This window comes from Streptomyces sp. D2-8 (genome assembly GCF_023184515.1).
Lineage (GTDB): Bacteria > Actinomycetota > Actinomycetes > Streptomycetales > Streptomycetaceae > Streptomyces.
Window position 1 is genome coordinate 52,940 of the sequence record NZ_JAAHBP010000025.1, and the last position, 21,811, is coordinate 74,750.

Annotated in this window: 11 protein-coding genes and 1 tRNA gene; 11 read left to right on the top strand and 1 reads right to left on the bottom strand. The window is 72.4% G+C overall.

Annotated features, from left to right (window positions below):
* Positions 1-7: 7 nt before the first annotated feature.
* The 9 genes from G3I77_RS34095 to G3I77_RS34135 all read left to right on the top strand — a co-directional run bounded on the left by G3I77_RS34095 (position 8) and on the right by G3I77_RS34135 (position 16,219).
* Complete coding sequence (locus G3I77_RS34095; RefSeq protein ID WP_248510051.1) at positions 8-1,546, top strand: class I SAM-dependent methyltransferase; 1,539 nt, start codon at positions 8-10, stop codon at positions 1,544-1,546.
* Between the two features lie 245 nt (positions 1,547-1,791).
* Positions 1,792-1,989, top strand: a complete 198-nt coding sequence (locus G3I77_RS34100) for a hypothetical protein (protein ID WP_248510052.1) — start codon at positions 1,792-1,794, stop codon at positions 1,987-1,989.
* A 245-nt stretch (positions 1,990-2,234) separates the two neighbouring features.
* Positions 2,235-5,066 carry a type I DNA topoisomerase gene (topA, locus tag G3I77_RS34105; protein WP_248510053.1) on the top strand — a complete coding sequence of 944 codons (2,832 nt, stop codon included), beginning with the start codon at positions 2,235-2,237 and terminating at the stop codon, positions 5,064-5,066.
* 155 nt (positions 5,067-5,221) lie between these two features.
* Positions 5,222-8,494: a dTMP kinase gene (tmk, locus tag G3I77_RS34110; RefSeq protein ID WP_248510054.1), complete on the top strand. Its 3,273-nt coding sequence runs from the start codon at positions 5,222-5,224 to the stop codon at positions 8,492-8,494.
* A 132-nt stretch (positions 8,495-8,626) separates the two neighbouring features.
* Positions 8,627-9,832, top strand: coding sequence for a DNA polymerase III subunit delta' (locus tag G3I77_RS34115; protein WP_248510055.1), 1,206 nt, complete (start codon positions 8,627-8,629; stop codon positions 9,830-9,832).
* 160 nt (positions 9,833-9,992) lie between these two features.
* The gene (locus tag G3I77_RS34120; RefSeq protein ID WP_248510056.1) at positions 9,993-11,609 is read left to right on the top strand and encodes an alpha/beta hydrolase; all 1,617 of its coding nucleotides are present in this window, start codon (positions 9,993-9,995) and stop codon (positions 11,607-11,609) included.
* A gap of 107 nt (positions 11,610-11,716) precedes the next feature.
* Positions 11,717-11,790, top strand: a tRNA-Thr gene (locus G3I77_RS34125).
* 608 nt (positions 11,791-12,398) lie between these two features.
* Positions 12,399-13,850, top strand: coding sequence for an ATP-binding protein (locus G3I77_RS34130; protein WP_248510255.1), 1,452 nt, complete (start codon positions 12,399-12,401; stop codon positions 13,848-13,850).
* A gap of 254 nt (positions 13,851-14,104) precedes the next feature.
* The gene (locus tag G3I77_RS34135; protein WP_248510058.1) at positions 14,105-16,219 is read left to right on the top strand and encodes a hypothetical protein; all 2,115 of its coding nucleotides are present in this window, start codon (positions 14,105-14,107) and stop codon (positions 16,217-16,219) included.
* A 258-nt stretch (positions 16,220-16,477) separates the two neighbouring features.
* On the opposite strand, the gene G3I77_RS34140 is transcribed toward G3I77_RS34135, so the two are convergent.
* Positions 16,478-17,359 carry an AraC family transcriptional regulator gene (locus G3I77_RS34140; protein ID WP_248510060.1) on the bottom strand — a complete coding sequence of 294 codons (882 nt, stop codon included), beginning with the start codon at positions 17,357-17,359 and terminating at the stop codon, positions 16,478-16,480.
* Positions 17,360-17,565: 206 nt separating this feature from the next.
* On the opposite strand from G3I77_RS34140, the gene G3I77_RS34145 reads away from it, so the two are divergent.
* On the top strand, positions 17,566-18,459 hold the full coding sequence (locus G3I77_RS34145; protein ID WP_248510062.1) for a glycosyltransferase family 2 protein: 894 nt from the start codon (positions 17,566-17,568) through the stop codon (positions 18,457-18,459).
* 386 nt (positions 18,460-18,845) lie between these two features.
* Entirely contained in the window at positions 18,846-21,791 is a 2,946-nt protein-coding gene (locus G3I77_RS34150) for an AfsR/SARP family transcriptional regulator (protein WP_248510064.1), read from the top strand.
* Positions 21,792-21,811 lie beyond the last annotated feature (20 nt).

Consider the following 21,811-nt stretch of genomic DNA (forward strand, 5'->3'; position numbering starts at 1 on the left):
GGCCACAATGGGGGGCGTGAGTAACGCCAGCCAGTCACCCCTGCCCCCGCTGCCCGCCTCCGACCGTCCCGATGTCGCCGCCCGGCTCCGGGACGCCCTGCTCGCGGTCTCCTTCACCGCCGACGGACTGCTCGAACTGCTCGGTGCCCCCGCGTACGCGGCGCTGGCCCGGAGCGAGACCGTGCCCGCGCTCCGGGCGACCCGCGGGGACACGCCACTGGAAATGCTCGTCCGGCTGTTCCTGCTCCAGCAGCCCGTGCCCCGCGCGCGCGTGGCGGAGGTCCTGCCCGTGGACGCCTGCCTCGAGAGCGGCTGGCTCGCCCGCGCGGGCGGAGACGAACTCGCCGCCACGGTGGACGTCCGGCCCTACGGCGGGCCCGGCGGCGAGGACTGGTTCATCGTGTCGGACCTCGGCTGCGCGGTCGGGGGCGCCGGCGGCATCGGCCGGCATGACGAGGGAGTCGTCCTCGGGGTCGGCGGCGCCTCCACGACCCTCGCCGGCATCACGGTCCGTACGCCCGTCGCCGCCGCGCTCGACCTCGGCACCGGCTCCGGCATCCAGGCCCTGCACGCCACGCAGCACGCCACGCGCGTGGCGGCCACCGACCTCAACCCGCGCGCCCTGCACATCACCGCCCTCACACTGGCGCTGTCCGGCACGTCGGCCGTCGAGCTGCGCGAGGGCTCCCTCTTCGAACCGGTCCGCGGCGACGAGAGGTACGACCTGATCGTCTCCAACCCGCCGTTCGTCATCTCACCCGGCGCCCGGCTCACCTACCGCGACGGCGGGATGGGCGGGGACGATCTGTGCCGCACGCTCGTTCAGCAAGCGGGCGACCGCCTGAACGAGGGCGGGTTCGCGCAGTTCCTCGCCAACTGGCAGCACGTGGAAGGGGAGGACTGGCAGGACCGGCTCAGGTCATGGGTGCCCGGGGGCTGCGACGCGTGGATCGTGCAGCGGGAGGTGCAGGACGTCAATCAGTACGCCGAGCTGTGGCTGCGTGACGCGGGCGACCACCAGGGCGACACGGCGGAGTACCAGGCGCGGTACGACGCATGGCTCGACGAGTTCGAGGCGCGCAAGGTCAGGGCCGTCGGCTTCGGCTGGATCACGCTGCGCAGGACGAGTGCCGCCGTGCGCTCGCTCACGGTGGAGGAGTGGCCGCACCCGGTCGAGCAGCCCCTCGGCGACACGATCCGGGCCCACTTCGACCGGCTCGACTACCTGCGGGGCCACGACGACGCCGCCCTGCTCGAAGGGCACTTCCGGCTCGCCGCCGAGATCGTGCAGGAGCAGGTCGGGCTGCCCGGCGCGGAGGACCCCGAGCATGTCGTGCTGCGCCAGAACCGCGGCATGCGCCGGGCGACCCGGGTGGACACGGTCGGCGCGGGCTTCGCGGGCGTCTGCGACGGCTCGATGAGCGCGGGCCGCATCCTCGACGCCATCGCCCAGCTGATCGGAGAGGACCCGGTCCTGCTGCGCGACCGCACACCGGCCCAGATCCGGCTGCTGGTCGAGCAGGGATTCCTGGAGCCGGTCCGCTGAGAGGGCGGGCCGGAGGGGGACCGTCCGCCGAGAGACCGCTTCAGGGGAGCCCGTCGAGGAGGCTCGCCAACAAATTCGAGTCGATTTGAACACCTCGTCCGAAACGAGTCGTGAGGAACCGGACGCCCTTGATCCACCGCCGTGTCGCCCCGGCGTTCACCCGGGGTTCGCCTGCCCGCCGCCCGCGCGTGTCAGCCTCCCGGGGCTGGGGATGCACGGACGAGGGAAGCGGGGCGCGGCGGGCCATGGAGAGCGGACCGGCGATCTTCACGGGAGCGGTGTTCTCCCTGTTCGGAGGCGGACTGCTGGCGTGGACCGTGGCACGCGTGCGCCGGCAGCGGCCCGTCGCCCAGGGTGTGAGGCCCATCGCATCGGCGAGTCTCGCGAGCGCCGTCGGGGTGCTCGCCCTGGCGGTCGGGACATGGTGCTTCACCCGCCTCTGAGGCCCGCGCCGGCGACACACCTGCCGGTAACCGGGGGGTCGCACTCCGCACAGAGCCCGTCCTGCTCCCGGCACTCCGGGCGGCAGGATTGGTGGTAGTCGGGTTACCGTTCGAGTGGCCGTTGCGGGCTTTTCCCGTTTGACACGGGGGCGGGATGTACCGTCACACTCCGCAGCGTCAGCACGTACCCAGCCCCGGTAGCGACTCCGGGGAGGCCCCAGCGTCGACCGGAGAGAAGAGCGAAGTTGTCCCCGACCAGCGAGACCGCGAACGGCGGCCGCCGACTCGTCATCGTCGAGTCGCCTGCCAAGGCGAAGACGATCAAGGGCTATCTCGGCCCCGGATACACCGTCGAGGCGAGCGTCGGGCACATCCGCGACCTTCCCAACGGCGCCGCCGAGGTGCCCGACAAGTACACCGGCGAGGTCCGCCGCCTCGGTGTGGACGTCGAACACGACTTCCAGCCGATCTACGTGGTCAACGCCGACAAGAAGGCACAGGTCAAGAAGCTCAAGGACCTGTTGAAGGAGTCCGACGAACTCTTCCTCGCCACCGATGAGGACCGCGAGGGCGAGGCCATCGCCTGGCACCTCCAGGAGGTGCTCAAGCCCAAGGTCCCGGTCAAGCGGATGGTCTTCCACGAGATCACCAAGGCCGCGATCCAGGCCGCCGTGGCCAACCCGCGCGAGCTGAACCAGAAGCTCGTCGACGCCCAGGAGACCCGCCGCATCCTCGACCGCCTCTACGGCTACGAGGTCTCGCCGGTCCTGTGGAAGAAGGTCATGCCGCGCCTGTCGGCCGGCCGTGTCCAGTCGGTCGCCACACGTCTCGTGGTGGAGCGGGAACGCGAGCGCATCGCCTTTCGTTCGGCTGAGTACTGGGACCTGACGGGCACCTTCGCGACCGGCCGCGCAGGAGACTCGTCGGACCCGTCGTCGCTGGTCGCGCGCCTGCAGACCGTCGACGGCAGGCGGGTCGCGCAGGGCCGCGACTTCGACTCCCTGGGCCAACTGAAGAGCGCGAACACCCTCCACCTCGACGAGGCGAACGCCCGCGCCCTGGCCGCCGCCCTCGAGGACACGCGGTTCGCGGTGCGCTCCGTCGAGTCCAAGCCGTACCGCCGCTCGCCGTACGCCCCGTTCCGTACGACGACGCTGCAGCAGGAGGCCAGCCGCAAGCTCGGCTTCGGCGCGAAGGCCACGATGCAGGTCGCGCAGAAGCTGTACGAGAACGGCTACATCACCTACATGCGTACGGACTCCACGACCCTGAGCGACACGGCGGTCTCCGCCGCCCGCGCCCAGGTCACGCAGCTGTACGGCGCCGACTACCTGCCGCCGCAGCCGAGGACGTACGCCGGGAAGGTCAAGAACGCGCAGGAGGCCCACGAGGCGATCCGCCCCTCGGGTGATCGTTTCCGCACTCCCGCCGAGACCGGACTGACCGGTGACCAGTTCAAGCTCTACGAGCTGATCTGGAAGCGGACCGTCGCCTCCCAGATGAAGGACGCGACCGGCAACAGCGTCACGGTGAAGATCGGCGGCACGGCGGCCGACGGCCGGGACGTCGAGTTCAGCGCGTCCGGCAAGACGATCACCTTCCACGGCTTCCTGAAGGCCTACGTCGAGGGTGCCGACGACCCGAACGCCGAGCTGGACGACCGCGAGCGCCGGCTGCCCCAGGTCTCCGAGGGCGACGCCCTGAGCGCCCAGGAGATCACGGTCGACGGGCACGCCACCAAGCCCCCGGCCCGCTACACCGAGGCCTCCCTGGTCAAGGAGCTGGAAGAGCGCGAGATCGGCCGCCCGTCGACGTACGCGTCGATCATCGGCACGATCCTCGACCGCGGCTACGTGTTCAAGAAGGGCACGGCCCTGGTGCCGTCCTTCCTGTCCTTCGCCGTGGTCAACCTCCTGGAGAAGCACTTCGGGCGGCTCGTGGACTACGACTTCACCGCCAAGATGGAGGACGACCTCGACCGCATCGCCCGCGGCGAGGCGCAGGCCGTGCCGTGGCTGAAGCGGTTCTACTTCGGCGAGGGCACGGGCAGCGGCGGCGCGGCCGACGCCGGCAACGGCGACGGGGACCACCTCGGCGGCCTCAAGGAGCTGGTGACGGACCTGGGCGCGATCGACGCGCGCGAGGTGTCGTCGTTCCCGGTGGCCAACGACATCGTGCTGCGGGTCGGCCGCTACGGGCCGTACATCGAGCGCGGCGAGAAGGACACCGAGCAGCACCAGCGCGCCGACATCCCCGACGACCTGGCGCCCGACGAGCTGACCGTCGACCTCGCGGAGGAGCTGCTCGCCAAGCCGAGCGGCGACTACGAGCTGGGCACGGACCCGGCCACCGGCCACACGATCGTCGCCAAGGACGGCCGCTACGGCCCGTATGTGACGGAGGTGCTCCCCGAGGGCACCCCGAAGACGGGCAAGAACGCGGTCAAGCCGCGCACGGCGTCCCTGTTCAAGACGATGTCCCTGGACACGGTGACCCTCGACGAGGCACTGAAGCTGATGTCGCTGCCGCGTGTCGTCGGCGCCGACGCCGAGGGCCAGGAGATCACCGCGCAGAACGGCCGCTACGGCCCGTACCTGAAGAAGGGCACGGACTCCCGCTCGCTCCAGGCCGAGGAGCAGCTCTTCACGATCACGCTGGAGGAGGCGCTGGCGATCTACGCCCAGCCCAAGCAGCGTGGCCGGGCCGCGGCCAAGCCGCCGCTGAAGGAGCTGGGCACCGACCCGGTGAGCGAGAAGCCGGTCGTGGTCAAGGACGGCCGCTTCGGTCCGTACGTCACCGACGGGGAGACCAACGCGACCCTGCGCTCCGGCGACAGCGTCGAGGAGATCACCCCGGAGCGCGGTTTCGAGCTGCTTGCCGAGAAGCGGGCCAAGGGGCCGGCGAAGAAGACCGCGAAGAAGGCGGCCAAGAAGGCGCCGGCGAAGAAGACGACGACGGCCAAGAAGACCGCGGCGAAGAAGACCACGACCGCGAAGAAGACGACGGCGAAGAAGACCACCACCGCGAAGAAGACGGCCGCCAAGACGGCGACCGCCTCCAAGTCCGCGGAGGACTGAGGTCGTTCGAGCCCTGTTCGGAACCCGGACCGCCGTGTCCGGTTCTTCGCCCAGGGTTCGGAAAGCGAACGCCCCGGCAACACTTCGGTGTCGGGGCGTGCGCATGCCAGACCGCAACCCCCCAGGGTGTCGGTGGCTCCCGATAGGCTGAACGCATGACGCGAGCCGACCACCCAACGGCCCCTCAGCCCGCCCCCGACGACGCCCTGGTCGCGGACTCCCGCGAGCGTGCCGTCCGCGCCCTGCTGCGACGACCGCAGCTGAAGCGGTTGTGGAGCGCACAGCTCGTGGGCGGCGTGGGGGACACCCTCGCCCTTCTCGTACTGGTCGTTCTCGCACTCCAGGCAGCCGTAGCCGAAGGATCGTTCGGCGGCGGCTACCGGGGTGTGGCGTTCGCAGTGGCGACCGTTTTCGGCGTGCGCATCCTGGCGACGCTCCTGTTCGGCGCCGTTCTGCTCGGCCCGCTCACGGCGCTCACCTCGCAGGACGGCCCCCTCGACCGGCGCTGGACCATGGTGGGCGCCGACGGGCTGCGCGCGGCGCTGCTCATCGTCGCGCCCCTGTGGATCGACTGGATGCCCGAGAACGCACTGGCCGTGCTTCTCGTCACGGCCTTCGTGGCCGGGGTCGCCGAGCGGTTCTGGACGGTGTGCCGGGAGAGCGCGGCCCCCGCGCTGCTGCCCGCCCCGCCGCCGGAGGGCGCGACGATCCGGCCGCTGCCCGACCACATGGACGCCCTGCGCCGCCTGTCGCTGCGCACCGGCTTCGTGGCGATCCCCCTCGCGGCGGTCGCCCTGGTCGTCGCGGCCCTGTTCAACAACCTGCTGGGCGCCGGCATCGACTGGTTCGGCCAGCACCAGGCGGCCCTCGCCTCGTACGTGGCCGCCGGGCTGTTCGCCGCGTCCCTGTCCGTGCTGACCTTCCTGGAACTGCCCGGCACGCGCACCCCGCGCGCACGGTCGCCGCTCGAGGGGCTGCGCCGCCCGAAGACCGGCACCGGCACCGACAAGGGCCGCACCGGCGCGATGCCGCTGCTGGTCCTTTCCTGCGCGGCCGTCGCCGCGGCGGTGTCGGCCGCCGTCGCCGTGGCCGTGCTGCACGCCAAGGACCTGGGCGGCGGCCCGGTGCTCTACGGCCTGTTCGTGGCCGCGCTGACCGGCGGTGTCGTCGTCGGCATCCGTACGGCGCCCGCCCTCATGCCCGCCCTGTCGCGCCGCCGGCTGCTCGCGCTGACGATCGCCTTCACCGGTGTCGCCCTGCTGGCCGCCGGGCTGGTCCCGGACGTCACCACCGTGTTGCTGATCCTCGCGCTGGCCGGCGTCGGCGCGGGCATGTCCGCCAACATCGGACACATCCTGCTCGACCAGGAGACCGAGGAGTACCGGCGCTCCCGCACCACGGAGCACCTGCACGCGGTCGTCCGGGTCTGCGTGGCGCTCGGCGCGGTGATCGCCCCGCTGGTGGCGGCGGCGATCGGCCCGCACCGGCTGGAGAGCGGCAAGTTCGTCTTCGCGCACGGCGGCGCGGCCTTCACGTTGATGCTGGTCGGCGCCCTGCTGCTGCCGGTGGCCGCGCTGGTGCTGGCCAAGGTCGACGACCGTTCCGGTGTGCCCCTGCGGCAGGACCTGAAGGACGCACTGCTCGGCGGCGACGACCCGGTGCAGGGGGCCGCGGCCTCCGGCTTCTTCATCGCCCTGGAGGGCGGCGACGGGGCCGGCAAGTCCACGCAGGCCGAGGCGCTCGCCGAGTGGATCCGCGCCAAGGGCCACGAGGTCGTGCTGACGCGCGAGCCGGGGGCGACGCCGGTGGGCAAGCGGCTGCGGTCGATCCTGCTGGACGTGTCGAGCGCGGGCCTGTCGCACCGCGCGGAGGCGCTGCTGTACGCGGCCGACCGGGCCGAGCACATCGACACCGTCGTACGGCCCGCCCTGGAGCGCGGCGCCGTCGTCATCTCCGACCGGTACATCGACTCGTCCGTCGCCTACCAGGGCGCCGGCCGCGACCTCTCGCCGACCGAGATCGCCCGGATCAACCGCTGGGCGACGAACGGACTCGTGCCGCATCTGACCGTGCTGCTGGACGTCGCGCCGGAGACCGCGCGCGAGCGGTTCACCGAGGCGCCGGACCGGCTGGAGTCGGAGCCCGCCGAGTTCCACGCGCGCGTGCGGGCCGGTTTCCTCACCCTCGCCGCGGCCGATGCCGGACGGTACCTGGTGGTGGACGCCGGCCAGGAGCCCGAGGCGGTCACGACGGTCATCCGGCACCGGCTCGACCAGGTGCTGCCGCTGTCCGAGGCCGAGATCAAGGCCCAGGAGGAGGCGCGGAAGAAGGCCGAGGAGGAAGCCCGCCGCAAGGCCGAGGAAGAGGCCGCCCGCAAGGCCGAGGAGGAGCGCCTGGAGCGCGAGCGCCAGGAGCAGTTGGCCAAGCTGCGCGCCGAGGAGGAGGAGCGCAAGCGCCGCGAGCTGGAGGAGGCGCAGCGCCGCGAGGCCGAACGGCAGGCCGAGGAGGCCCGGCGCCGGGCCGAGGAAGCGCGCAAGAAGGCCGAGGAGGAGCGGGCACGGCTTCTCGCGGAGGAGAAGGCCCGCGCCGAGGAAGAGGCCCGCCGCAAGGCGGAGGAGGAGCGGCGCCGCAAGCAGGCCGAGGAGGAGGCGCGACTGCGTGCCGAGGCCGAGGCGGTCCGCTTGGAGAAGCAGCGCAAGGCCGAGGCGGCGCTGATGCGGGCCGAGGAGGCCCGGCGGCTCGCGGAGGCGGCGGCCGCGGCGGCCGAGGCCGGGCCGAAGAGCTCCGCTCCGAAGGGTGCCGCGGGTTCCGCGGCCGGTCAGGACGCGGCGACCGTGCCCACGCCGGCGGTGACACCGGGCGGCGCGGGGGACGACACGACCGTGCTGCGCCCGGTGCGCGACGAAGAGCAGGGTGCGGGCCGGGGCCGGACCTCCGGCGGGTCCGATGCCGAGGTGACGGCCGAGCTGCCCAAGCCGCCGGCTCCGCCGGTGGCCGAGGAGGAGACGGAGATCCTGCCGCCGGTGTCTCCTCGTGCCGCCGACGAGACCGAGGTGCTGCCGCAGGTGCGCGAACGGGACGCCTCCGGTGCGGCCGACGAGACGGCGGTGCTGCCTCCGGTCCGGCCGGGGGACGCCGAGGAGACGGCCGTGCTCCCGCCGGTGCGCGGGGACGGACCGGCGGACCGGGTTCCGCCCGGGTACTTCCGGGAGGACGCCCCGGCCGCCCGCCCCGACGGCACCGAGGACCGCACGCGGGAGATGCCCCAGATCGATGCCGACGGGGCGCCGCGCCGCCGCCGGTCCGACTGGGCCGAGGAGACGCCGCTGGACGACCTGCCCTCGCTGGCGGACGAACTGCTCGGCCCGCACGACGACGAGCCGGACGAGGGGCGCGGACGCCGCGGGAGGGGCGGCCGGGGGCGCTGAGGCCCCCCGGCGGACCGACGTAGGAGCCCGGACTCCGGACGGCGAGGTCGGGTGGGGGCGGCCGGCGTTGTCAGTGGTCGCCCTCACAATGGATCTCGCAACGCAGCACGTGACGGAAGGGCGGCGTGACCCATGACCGTGTGGGACGACCTCGTCGGGCAGGAGAGGGTGAGCGAGCAGCTGGCCTCTGCCGCTCGGGACGCCGACGCCCTGGTCACCGCGGCCGTCACCGGCACCCCGCCGCCCGAGGCGTCGAAGATGACGCACGCGTGGCTGTTCACGGGCCCGCCCGGGGCCGGGCGGAACCAGGCGGCGCGCGCCTTCGCGGCGGCGCTGCAGTGCGTCAGCCCCGACCGCGCCCTCGGCGGCTCCCCGGGCTGCGGTTTCTGCGACGGCTGCCACACGGCGCTCATCGGCACGCACGCCGACGTCACCACCGTCGCCGCCGTCGGCACGCAGATCCTCGCCGACGACATGCGCGACACCGTCCGCAAGTCGTTCACGTCACCGGCGACCGGCCGCTGGCAGATCATCCTCGTCGAGGACGCCGAGCGGCTGAACGAGAAGTCGGCCAACGCCGTCCTCAAGGCCGTGGAGGAGCCCGCCCCCCGCACGGTCTGGCTGCTGTGCGCCCCCTCCATCGAGGACGTCCTGCCGACCATCCGCTCCCGCTGCCGCCACCTGAACCTGAGCACGCCGCGGGTCGACGCCATCGCCGACATGCTCGTCCGCCGCGAGGGCATCGAGCCGGACGTCGCCGCCGCGGCGGCCCGCGCGACCCAGGGGCATGTCGACCGGGCACGCCGCCTGGCCACCGACCCGGCCGCGCGTGCACGCCGTGCCGCCGTGCTCAGGCTGCCGCTGCGCGTCGAGGAGATCGGCAGTGCGCTCAAGGCGGCCCAGGAGCTCGTCGACGCGGCCGCCGAGGACGCCAAGCAGCTCGCGGAGGAGACGGACTCCAAGGAGACCGAGGAGCTGAAGGCCGCTCTCGGTGCTGCCCAGGGCGGCCGCATGCCCCGCGGCACCGCGGGCGTGATGAAGGACCTGGAGGACAAGCAGAAGCGCCGCAGAACGCGCACGCAGCGTGACAGCCTCGACCTCGCCCTGACCGACCTCACGGCCTTCTACCGCGATGTCCTCGCCCTCCAGCTCGGCTCGCGCGTGGCCATCGCCAACGCGGACGCCGAGGACGCCCTGGAGCGGCTCGCCCGCGGCAGCTCCCCGGAGTCCACCCTCCGTCGCATCGAGGCGATCGCCGCCTGCCGCGACGCCCTCGACCGCAACGTGGCGCCGCTGCTCGCGGTGGAGGCGATGACGATGGCGCTCAGAGCGGGCTGAGTACGGGCCGGGAGGACGGGAAGCCCGGGAGGGACGGCCCGGGAGGACGGGCGGACGCCGGGCGCCGCACGAGCCGGACGTGGTGTTGACGCCGTAACTCGTACGTGGCACGCCACGCACGCACGGCACCCATTCCGTCGCCCAGAGTTACGCTCGCTGGATGTACACAAGGCGCACCCCCCGCTCCGCCTCCACCTCCGGCGGTCTCCACCGCAGGACACGAAACCGGGCCAAGACCGCCGCCGGTCTCCTCGCGACGGCCGCGCTGCTCGTCTCCGCCTGCTCCTCCGGCAGCGCGACGACGTCCGCCGCCTCCGCGGCGGCGGAGGCGGCGCTGGTCGCGCTGCCGCAGGCCACGCCCGCGGCGCTCTCGTCGTACTACGGGCAGAAGCCGGCCTGGCGCGGCTGCGGTGTCCCCGGCTTCGAGTGCGCCACCGTCAAGGCACCGCTCGACTACGCCAAGCCCTCCTCCGGTGACGTCCGGCTCGCCCTCACGCGCAAGAAGGCCACGGGCCCCGGCAAGCGGCTGGGCTCGCTGCTGGTGAACCCGGGAGGGCCGGGCGGCTCGGCGATCGGCTATGTGCAGGCGTACGCGGGCATCGGCTACCCGGCCGAGGTGCGGGCCCGCTACGACATGGTGGCGGTCGACCCGCGTGGCGTGGCCCGCAGCGAGCCCGTCGAGTGTCTGGACGGCCCGGAGATGGACACGTACACGCAGACGGACACCACGCCCGACGACGGCAAGGAGACGAACGGGCTGGTCACGGCGTACCGGACGTTCGCCGAGGGCTGCGGCGCGGGCGCGCCCCGGCTGCTGCGCCATGTGTCCACCGTGGAGGCGGCGCGGGACATGGACATCGTGCGGGCGGTGCTCGGCGACGAGAAGCTGAACTTCGTGGGGGCCTCGTACGGCACGTTCCTCGGGGCGACGTACGCCGGTCTCTTCCCGGACCGGGCGGGACGGCTGGTGCTGGACGGCGCGATGGACCCGTCGCTGCCGGCCCGGAGGCTGAACCTCGAGCAGACGGCGGGCTTCGAGACGGCGTTCCGGTCGTTCGCGAAGGACTGCGTACGGCAGGCGGACTGTCCGCTGGGCGGCAAGGGCACCCCGCCCGAGCGGGTCGGCGAGAACCTCAAGGCGTTCTTCAAGAAGCTGGACACACGGCCCGTCCCCACCGGCGACGGCCGCAAGCTCACCGAGTCGCTCGCCACGACCGGTGTGATCGCGGCCATGTACGACGAGGGTGCCTGGGAGCAGCTGCGCGAGGCGCTGACGACCGCGATCAAGGAGAACGACGGCTCCGGACTCCTCGTCCTGTCCGACGGCTACTACGAGCGGGACGCCGACGGCGCCTACAGCAACCTGATGTTCGCCAACGCGGCGGTGAACTGCCTGGACCTGCCGGCCGCCTTCGACACCCCCGATGAAGTGCGCAGGGCGCTGCCCGAGTTCGAGAAGGCCTCGCCGGTCTTCGGCAGGGGCCTGGCGTGGGCCGCCCTGAACTGCGCGTACTGGCCGGTGCACGCCACGGGCGAGCCGCACCGCATCGAGGCGAAGGGCGCGGCCCCCATCGTCGTGGTCGGCACGACCCGGGACCCCGCGACGCCGTACCGCTGGGCGCAGGCCCTGGCCGGCCAGCTGTCCTCGGCGCGCCTGCTCACCTACGAGGGCGACGGCCACACGGCCTACGGCCGCGGCAGCTCCTGCATCGACCGGACGATCAACGCCTACCTCCTCCGCGGCACCCCGCCCACGGACGGAAAGCGCTGCTCATAGCCCTGATCCCGGCCCTGGAGCGCAGGCCTCCGGGGCTGGTACGGAGCACCCTCGGAAACTGTGTAGACTTACCGTCGTTGCTGATCGCACCATAGTGCGGACAGCGCGCCGCCTTAGCTCAGATGGCCAGAGCAACGCACTCGTAATGCGTAGGTCTCGGGTTCGAATCCCGAAGGCGGCTCTTTTCAGAACCCCAGGTCAGGCCTCTGACCTGGGGTTTTCTGCTATTCGTGCTGTGTCGTCCGGGCTGGACTGCGGCCGGTTGACCTGCGCAGGCGCAACGCGTAGGTCGGAGGCTGTGGGGGGTGTGGTTCCCCGGGGCGTGCGTGCGGATGCCCCTCTGGCCTTGTGGTTTCGAGAGATCGCCTCTGCCTGATCGGTGCTGGTTGGCAATGGAGTGCGGGAGGGGAGCGTATCGGTCAACTGCAGTGCGGCAGCTGGCGTTACTGGCGGGCGGCCGAGCGGGAAGTGCTGACTCCGGCCAGGTTGTCGATGTCGCCCAATCCTGGGTTCCGCCGCCCGCGCGCGATCCGCCGCTTCCGTTGACGTGGTCCATCCCGGCCGAACCCCACCCTGCCGGAAGAGCCGCAGGGCGGCCCAGCGGTACGAACCCGGAAGGACCGTGAAACGCGCCGGAATCCTTCAATGGGCACATCGCCTGGAAGCAGCGGCACCGGTGGTCGCCTCGCGAGATCCGGAGTCGGTATGCCGGATCGATGTGGAGAATAAGTGCAGCTATAATAACTGCATCTATATGTGGGAGCTGGTGTTGTGGACAAGCCCGCCGAGATGTTCGACCGTGTCTTCGAATGGGCCGAGCTGACCCGGTTCGCCATCCTGCCGGGCCCGCGGGCCACGCTGGGCGTGGTCTCCGGTCGCCGCCGGCAGGGCAAGACCTTCCTGCTCGACGCCGTCGCTCGTGCCAGTGGCGGCTTCATGTTCACCGCCACCGAGACCACCGAGGCCGACGCCCTGCGTCAGTTCGGTGAGGCACTGGCCCGTTATCGCGGGCAGTCCACTCCGTTCCGTTTCGCGCACTGGGACGAGGCAGTCGCGGAACTTATGCGCATCGCCGACGCGGGCGGCCCCACCGTGGCGGTCATCGACGAGTTCCCCTTCCTCGCCAAGGCATCTCCCTCCCTGCCTTCGATCATCCAGCGCGCTCTGGACCCTGCTGCCCAGCACACCAACACTCCCGTGCGTCTGCTGCTGTGCGGCTCCGCGCTGTCGTTCATGGGCCGGCTGCTGTCCGGCAATGCTCCGCTGCGTGGCCGAGCCGGCCTCGAACTCGTGGTCCCGACCCTGGACTTCCGGCTCGCGGCCGAGTTCTGGCAGATCGACGACCCGCGCACCGCGCTGCTGACCAATGCCATCGTCGGCGGCACGCCTGCCTACCGCCGTGAGTTCACCCAGGGCGATACCCCGGCCGGGCCGGACGACTTCGACGACTGGGTCGTCCGAGCCGTCCTCAACCCGGCGCGTCCGCTCTTTCGGGAGGCCCGCTACCTCCTCGCCGAAGAGCCCGAACTGCACGACACCGCGCTGTACCACTCGGTACTGGCAGCCATCGCCGCCGGTAACGCCGCGCGTGGCGGCATCGCCGACTACCTGGGGCGCAAGTCCACCGACCTCGCCCACCCGTTGAGCGTTCTCCAGGACGTCGGCATGATCACCCACGAAGCCGATGCCTTTCGCCGCAACCGCTCCGCCTACCGCATCGCCGAACCGCTCGTCACCTTCTACCACGCGGTCATGCGCCCGGCCTGGGGCGATCTGGAACGCCCTGGGAGGGCGCCCGACGTGTGGCGCCGAACCCAGTCCACCTTCCGCAGCAAAGTCGTCGGTCCGCACTTCGAGCAGGTCTGCCGGGAATGGGCCCGCTGGCATGCGGCACCCGACACTCAGGGAGGACACGTCACACGCGTCGCAGGCGGAGCCGTCAACGACCCGGCTGCCCGGACCAGCCATGAGGTCGACGTCGCAGTCCACGGCGAGAGCCAAGAGGGTCGTCAGGTGCTGCTCGCCATCGGCGAAGCGAAGTGGAGTGAGGTGATGGGAGCCGGCCACCTGGAACGCCTCCGGCACATCCGTTCCCTCCTGACCAGGAGCGGCACGGCTACCGAGGCAACGAGGCTCTACTGCTTCAGCGGCACCGGCTTCACCGATGAGCTGAATCACCTCGCAAAGAGCGACCCCACGATTCAACTGATCGACCTGCCCCGCCTCTACCACGGAGAGTGACTCTCGATCTGCAGCGCGGGCGACCGGTCGGCCGCACCGGCAGGCAGACCCGTATGAGGAGTCCGGGCTCTTCGGAGAGGAGGGCACGAGGGCGTACGACCATGCGCGATCCGTCGTCGGACGGTCAGGGTGAGCGCGGGCAGCCACTACGACATGTCGGTGGTGGCCGCAGAGCCTCGGCCGAGAGCGGTTCGTCTCGATTCGGCGGTAGCGTGGCGAGGCGAGCAAGGCTGCGGACAGGCGGGGCGGATTTCATGCGGATGCGGTGCGAAGCCGGGGCCGAGGAGGAGTTCGAGGCGGCGTGTGGGCTGTTGGTCGACCGGCTGGTCCGGTGGGCGGGGGAGCAGGGGCTGCCGGTGGACGCGTTCATGGCCGAGGCGGCGTTGGACTACCGGCACCGGGCGACCGTCGACGGTCGGCTGGGGCTGTGGGAGCCGCGGCATGTGGAGGAGTTGCTGCTGTCCTGGCTCCCCCAGCAGGTCACCGAGCTTCCCGGGGAGGAGCGCGGCGACGGTCCGGGCACGTTGCGCACCCTCCTGCGTTTTCTGCATGCCGTGCAGTTGGCGGACCCACGCGGCCCCGCGCTCGATGACTCCCTCTGCGCGGTGGACGCGGCCGAAGAACGGTATCCGGAGGCGATGGCGGACCGTAAGCGCTGGGGCCTGGCGAAGTTCTGGGCGGTGACCGCTGCCGAGCAGGGCGTGGACGTCATGGACGGGGCGGCGTTGCAGCGGTTCGCTGAGCGCGCTCAGCGTGGGGAGATCGCTTACGACCAGCGGACCCTTGACGAGATCATGGATCGACGGTTGAACGGCCGCGTGTTGGGCGACGGGGTCCGGGCCGAGCCGCAGCTGCCGGTGGTGCTCCCTCCGGACGGTGAACTGCGGCTACTGGCTGAGGCGTCGACGACTGTGGCGCAGCTGCGGGGCCTCGCAGAGTGGGCGGGGCGCGAGGGGCGGGTGGTGACAGCCACGGGGCGGCTGCGGATGGCCGATGCCCGCGAGCTGGTGGATGTGCTCGGTACCGGGGACAGGACCGAGGGGGTGCGCTCTTCGAACGACCTGCCGCGGCTGGGACTGCTGGTGGAGTGGGCGAAGAAGGCGCGGCTGGTCCGGGTGGCCAAGGGCCGTTTGTACGCGGTGGCCAAGGCCCGGCCGGTGCTGGCCGACCCGCTTCAGCTCTGGTCGCGCGCCTTCGACGCACTTCTCGAACTGCGGCAGGCCCTGATCGGGGCGCGCAGCGGCTGGCACGTCGAGTCGATGCTCTTCGACATCTACGACGAGATGCTGGAGGACGTGCTGAACACGCTCTACAGCCTGCCGTACCCGATGCCCTGGCCGCGGCTGCGTGACTCCGTGCACCTGGGCTACCGGGCCCGCTTCCGGCTCGACGGCGGCTCGGACCTCCAGCACCGGATGTGGTTCGAGCACGCCGACCGGGACCTGCGTGCCGTATTCGACGTGCTGGTGGATCTGGGCGCGGTCGAGCGTGAGCAGGGGATGGCCGATCCGGTGTTCCTGGAGACCGATCTCTCCGGTCCGGAGGATTACGGACCCCAACCTCCTGCGGGCCTGCCGCAGGAACTCGCGGAGCTGCTGGGCGTCATGGGGGCGGCAGCGGATCCGGCAGAGGCGCGGGCGCGTGACCGCCGCCTGCGTGAGGAGCTGGCCGCCGGGCCCGTCGAACTCATCCGTCTCACCGACCTGGGCACCCGGGCTGTACGGCAGCGGCTGCTGGCGGCCGGCCGGGACGCACCGCTGGTCGGTGAGCTGGTCCAGGCACCGGCGGCCGGCCTGCTGGGGGTGCTGGCCGAGGACTACGACCCGGATGCCGCCCGCGCGGAACTGACCGGCTGGATTGCGGCCCGCGGGGAGCGGGATGGCGCACTGCGGCAACTGACTGACGCCGTACGGACCATGGCGGGTGCGGCTTTCCGTACGCGTGCCCAGGCGATGCTGGACGTGCTGACGGTGGCGTGGCCTGACGGCGAGGGCGAGCGACTGCTGCGTGCGCTGCGCGGTGACGCCATACTGGCTCCGCTCGCTCTGAGCGCGCTGGCGCACCGTGAACTGTTGTCCCCCGAGGACATGACCGACGCCGAGCATCTGCTGGTGCTCGCCGAGAGTCTGCTCCAGCTCGTGGAGCTGGCGGGCGCCTCGGGCGGCGCCGAGGAGGCGCTGCGCGCCCAGGGGCCCGAGGCCAGGGATGCGGTCGCCGCCGCGCTGGACTCCGAGCACCCGGACCGGGCTGGCCTTGAGGAACTCCGGCACCTCGCGGCCAGGGCCTGGCGTACTTCCGCCGTTCGTCACGGCGGGCTCCGCAGGCGTGGGCGGTCCGCGGGCAGGGGTGGGCGCAAGCGGCGCCGGTGACAGGGGGCGCCGATCGGTTCGGCGGGCGCGGGGACGAGGTCGGCGGGACGGAGCGGGAACCTGGCGGTGCTCGGGGCTCCACGACTCGGTGACGCGCGTTAGCGTGATCTGCGAAAACTGGATCTGATGCGATCGCGTGGCACAGCTCGTCACGATCTCTCACGACCTCGTAATGCGTAGGTCTCGGGTTCGAATCCCGAAGGCGGCTCCACTGGAACCCCAGGTCGGATGGACTCCGACCTGGGGTTCTTGCGTGATTCAGCGGATGGTTTCCCGTTCGACCGGGAGCCACAGCTCGGCGTCCGCCTCCGTGCCGTCGTCGGACATGCGGGTGCGGAGGATCTCCGGGCCGGGGCGGGTGCGGTACGGGTTGGAGGGGAACCACTCGGTGAACACGTCGCGCCACAGCTCCTGGATGGCCTCGGGGGCCGGGCCCGACGTGGTGAAGACCGCCCAGGTGCCCGGCGGGACCGGGAGGGCGGTGGTGCCGTCGGGGATCGGGCCCGGAACCGGGCCCGAGGTGATCACGGCCTGGTAGTAGTCGAGTTCCGTGCCCTCCGCGCGGCTCGGGTCCAAGTCGTCGCAGACCGCCACGACGCCCTGCGGCTCCTGGTCGGACAGTTTCTCCAGGGCCTCCACGGCGGACTTGTCCAGGCCCCGGACGAAGTCGATGATCGCCTGGTTCGGGCCGGAGTGGACCAGGGGGATCCGGGCCTTGAAGCCCGTGACGGTGAAGGCCGGGCGGTCCACTACTCGGTACTGCATGCTGCTGCTCCCTTCGACGGTGAGCCGGAAGGCCAGCCGGGGCTGGGAGACCAGCGCGGCGCCGGTGCGCCGGGCCTCGCCCGGGCCCACGCCGTGCATCGTGCGGAACGCCCGCGCGAACGCCTCGCCGGAGCCGTAGCCGTAGCGGACCGCGATCTCCAGGAGCGTCGCGTCACCCGACAGCACCTCCGCGCCCGCGACCGTCAGCCGGCGGCGGCGGATGTACTCCGACAGGGGCATGCCTGCCAGGGCGGAGAACATCCGGCGCAGGTGGTACTCCGAGGTGCATGCCGTACGCGCCAGGTCCGCCACGTCGACGGTCTGGTCGAGGTTCCGTTCGATCCGGTCCATCGCCTGGTTGAGCTGCTCCAGCACGTCCGGCCTCCTTCCGTTTCCTGCCCGCACGCTAGGCGGCGCGTGCCCTGCCGCACCCGACATCCTGTGCCCGTTCCGGTCGGGTGCGGCCTGTGCTGAACGGCGTGGGCGAACCGCCGTCCGGCAGGAGTACTCGCGGCGTCCTCACCGTGAACGGCTAGCATCGCCCGTCAACCCGTCAGTTGCCGACCGGATGAGGTGAGGACATGGGGGCGCCCCGGATCGCCGTCGCCGTGGTGACGATGGGCAACCGGCCCGAAGAGGTCGACGCCCTGCTGGAGTCCGTGGCCAAGCAGGACGTGCCGCCCGAGCGGATCGTCATCGTCGGCAACGGCTGCCCGCTGCCGGACTTCGCCCGGCGGCTGTCGCTGCCCGGCGAGGTCACCGCCGTCGAACTCGACGAGAACCTCGGCTGCCCCGGCGGGCGCAACGCGGCCCTGGCACGGCTGCGGGAGTTCGGCGACGTCGACGTCGTGGTGGATCTGGACGACGACGGTCTGCTCGTCGACCCCGATGTGCTGCGCCGCGTGCGGGACCTGTACGCCGCCGACGAGCGGCTCGGCATCGTCGGCTTCCGCATCGCCGACGAGCACGGCGAGACGCAGCAGCGGCACGTGCCCCGGATCGGCAACTCCGACCCCGGCCGGGGCGGTTACGTCACCGGCTTCCTCGGCGGCGGCCACGCGCTGCGGATGGCGATGCTCGACGAGGTCGGCGACTGGCCCGCCGAGTTCTTCTTCGCGCACGAGGAGACCGACCTCGCATGGCGCGCGGTGGATGCCGGGTGGCGGATCCTGTACGCGCCGGAACTGCTGCTCCGGCATCCGAAGACCTCGCCCGCCCGGCACGCCATCTACTACCGCGTCAACGCCCGCAACCGGGTCTGGCTGGCCCGCCGCCGGCTGCCGCTCGCGCTCGTCCCCGTCCATCTGGGCGTGTGGGTGCTGCTCACCCTCGCCCGGAACCGGTCGGGGGCCGGGCTGCGTGCGTGGTTCGGCGGATTCGTGGAAGGCGTACGGGAGCCGGCGGGGGAGCGGCGGCCCATGCGGTGGCGGACGGTGTGGCGGCTCACCCGGCTGGGGCGGCCGCCCGTCATCTGATGCGCTGAGGAGACGACTCGATGTGTGGAGGAGACGGCCCGCCGCGCTGAAGAGATGGTGTGGGCCCCGGTCGTTCACCTCCGCCGACCGGGACCCGGACCCGGCCGCGGCGGCGACACTCCCCCGAGTTGCGCGTCCAGACGCGCGCGCCGCCGGGCCAGATCCGATGTAGTGATCACATCAGGCTTTGCCAACGGATCGCTAACATGTGGCCAACGGTTCGCCGTTGCGTCGTCTGCCGATTGGCCGGAAGTCGCCGAACCAAGGTCGACGACGGCCAGGGCGGCGGCTGATCCCGGCGGAGCAGGCGAAGGCCGAGGTGGCGGAAATCCGCTGCCCAGGGGTGGAAACTCGTCAAGGCGGGAGGCACGGGGGGTAGTGGCGCGATGATGCGGTTCGGGCTGTTGGGGCCGCCGGTGCTGTTCTACGACGTCCAGGGCGGCGGCCGGGGTGAGGCCCGGGCCATCGCCGGCCCCAAGTCCCGTGTGCTGCTGGCCGCGTTGCTGCTCGACGCAGGCCGGGCCGTCTCCGTCGAGTCGCTCAAGGACGCGCTGTGGGGCGGGGCGCCGCCCGTGTCCGCCCAGGCCTCGCTGCACAATCACATCACCCGGCTGCGGCGGCTGCTCGACGATCCCGAACGACTGCGCACCGTGCCGTCCGGGTATGTGCTGCGGATCGACGAGGGCGAGCTCGACGTCCACGTCTTCGACGCCCACGTCGCCGAGGCCCGTGCCGCGCACACCGGCCGGGACCGGGAACGGGTCGTGCGCGCGTGCACCGCCGCACTCGCCCTGTGGCGCGGCGCGCCGCTCGCCGGGCTGCCACCCGAGGTGGGCGGGTACGCCTTCGCGCAGCGGCTGTGCGAGGCTCGGCTGCTGCTCCTGGAGTGGCGCCACGAAGCCGAGTTGGCGCTGGGCGGCCCGCGGCTGCACGAGCTGGTGCCGGAGCTGGCGGCGTTGACCGGCGAGTATCCGCTGCGGGAGGTGTTCCACCGGCAGCTCATGCTCGCCCTGCACCGCACCGGCCGTCAGGCCGAGGCCCTGGCCGTCCATCGCGAGCTGCGCACCCGCCTCGTCGGCCGGCTCGGGATCGAGCCGGGGCCGGGGGTGCGGGAGGCCCATGTGGAGGTGCTGCGGGGGGCCGCGGGGGACGGTGGTTCAGGGGAGCCGGGTGAACCGGGCAGGCCGATCGTCCCGCCCGCCCAGCTGCCCCCGCCCTCGACCCACTTCATCGGCCGCGCTGCCGTACGCGACGCCCTGCACCGCACGCTCACGGCACCCGATCCGTATCCCACCGCCGTCATCAGCGGCATGGCCGGCGTCGGCAAGAGCGCGCTCGCGCTGCATGTCGCCCATCAGCTGGAGGAACGTTTCCCCGATGGGCAGCTCCACCTCGACCTGCACGGCGCCACCCCGGGCATGACACCACTCACCCCTGGTCAGGCCCTCACCACCCTGCTGCGTGACCTCGGCACCGAGCCCTGCCGCATCCCCGAACAGCCGGACGCCGCAGCCGCGTTGCTGCGTTCGCTGCTCGCGCCGACGCGCACGCTCCTGGTGCTGGACGACGCCGCGAGTGCCGCGCAGGTACGGCCGCTGCTGCCGGGCGGCGCAGGGTGCGGGGTGATCGTCACGAGCCGTTCGCCGCTGACCGCTCTCGACGGCGCGGTCCGGTTCCCGCTCGCCCCGCTGTCGGACGAGGAGAGCGCCGAACTCCTGCGCAGGGCTTCGGGCCGCGACGGACTGGACGGCACGGACGCCGCCCGGCTCCTCGTCGAGCTCACCGGCCGGCTCCCGCTGGCCCTGCGGGTCGTCGCCGCGCGGCTCGCCGCCCGCCGGGCCCTCTCCGCCGACGCCCTCGCCGGACAACTCGCCGTCGAGGACGGGCGATTGCACCACCTGGAGTACGACGACCTGAGCGTCCGCCGCTCCCTGGCCGTCGCGCACGACGCGCTCGCCGCCTCCGAGCGCGAGACCGACCGGGACGCGGCCCGCACCCTGCGCCGTATCGGCGCGCTCGACCTGCCCACGTACGGCGCCGGCCTGCTCGCCCACCTCACCGGCACCGGCGAACCCCGCACCGAGGCCGCCCTGGACCGCCTCCTCGACGTGGCCCTGCTGGAGGAGACGACGTACGGCCGCTACGCACCGCACGACCTGGTGCGCGACTTCGCCCGTGAACTGGCCGGAGAGCGGGACGCCGTCGACACCGCGCTGCACTGGTACGCCGCCGTCGCCGAGCGCGTCCTCGCCGCGATCGTGGCACCCGGACCCGACCAGAGCGACCGCCGCCGGCCCACCGCGAGCCGGCCGAGCGGCCACACGGCCCACGTCGACAGCGTCGCCCCCTTCGCCGGCCCCGAAGAGGCATTCCTCTGGGGAGACAGGGAGCTGGAGAACGTCGTCACCCTGGTCCAGCGGTACGCGGACGACCCCGCCGGGCAGCGTGCGGGCCTGGTCTCCACGCTCGTCCGGCTGATCTTCCCGTACACGCATCGCCGGGGACGCGTCGCCGAGATGGAGGTGCTCGGGCAGGCCGGCCTCCGGGTGGCCCGGCGGCTCGGTGACGCGGCGGCGGAGGCATACGCGCTGGTCGACCTCGCCGGGCTGCACTTCCTGACCGGCCGGCAGAACGACGCCCTCGCCCTCAACGACCACGCGCTCGTCATCTGGCGGCGGCTGGACCACCCGACCTGGATCCGCCGCTGCCTCAACAACCGCGGCCTGCTGCTGGACGGGCTCGGCCGGCACACCGAGGCGGGCGAGGCGCTGACGCGGAGCCTGGAGTACGCACGGCGGCTGAACGATCCGTACGGCGAGGCCGTCACCCACAGTCACCTCGGCAACCTCTTCGAGCACACCGACCCGCGGGCCGCCATCGAGCAGCACCGGCGTTCGCTGGCGCTCGGTGACGAGATCGGCGCCGTGATCGTGCGGCACTCCGCGCACTGCAACATCGGGTACGCCCATCTGCGGCTCGGGGAACCGGCCGCCGCTCTCCCGCACTTCGAGGAGAGCCTGCGCATCCTCGGCGGGCACGGCGACTGGCACGGGGAGTCCCAGGCCCGGCTCGGCCTGGTCCGTGCCCTGCGGCTGCTGGGCCGCAGCGGGCCGGCCGCCCGCGAGTGCGCCGAGCTGCTCGACCGGGCCGACGCCCGCGCCGACCGCTACACCGCCGCTCTCGCCCGCCACCAGCACGGGCTGCTGCTGCGGGCGCGGGGCCACATCGGCGAGGCGCGCGAGGAGTGGGGTTCGGCCCTCGCGGCACTGGAGGGGACGGACGAGCGGGCGGTGGTAACGGAGTTGCGTGCGTTGCTCGCTCCCGCCGGCTGACCACTGCCGTCCTCATCACA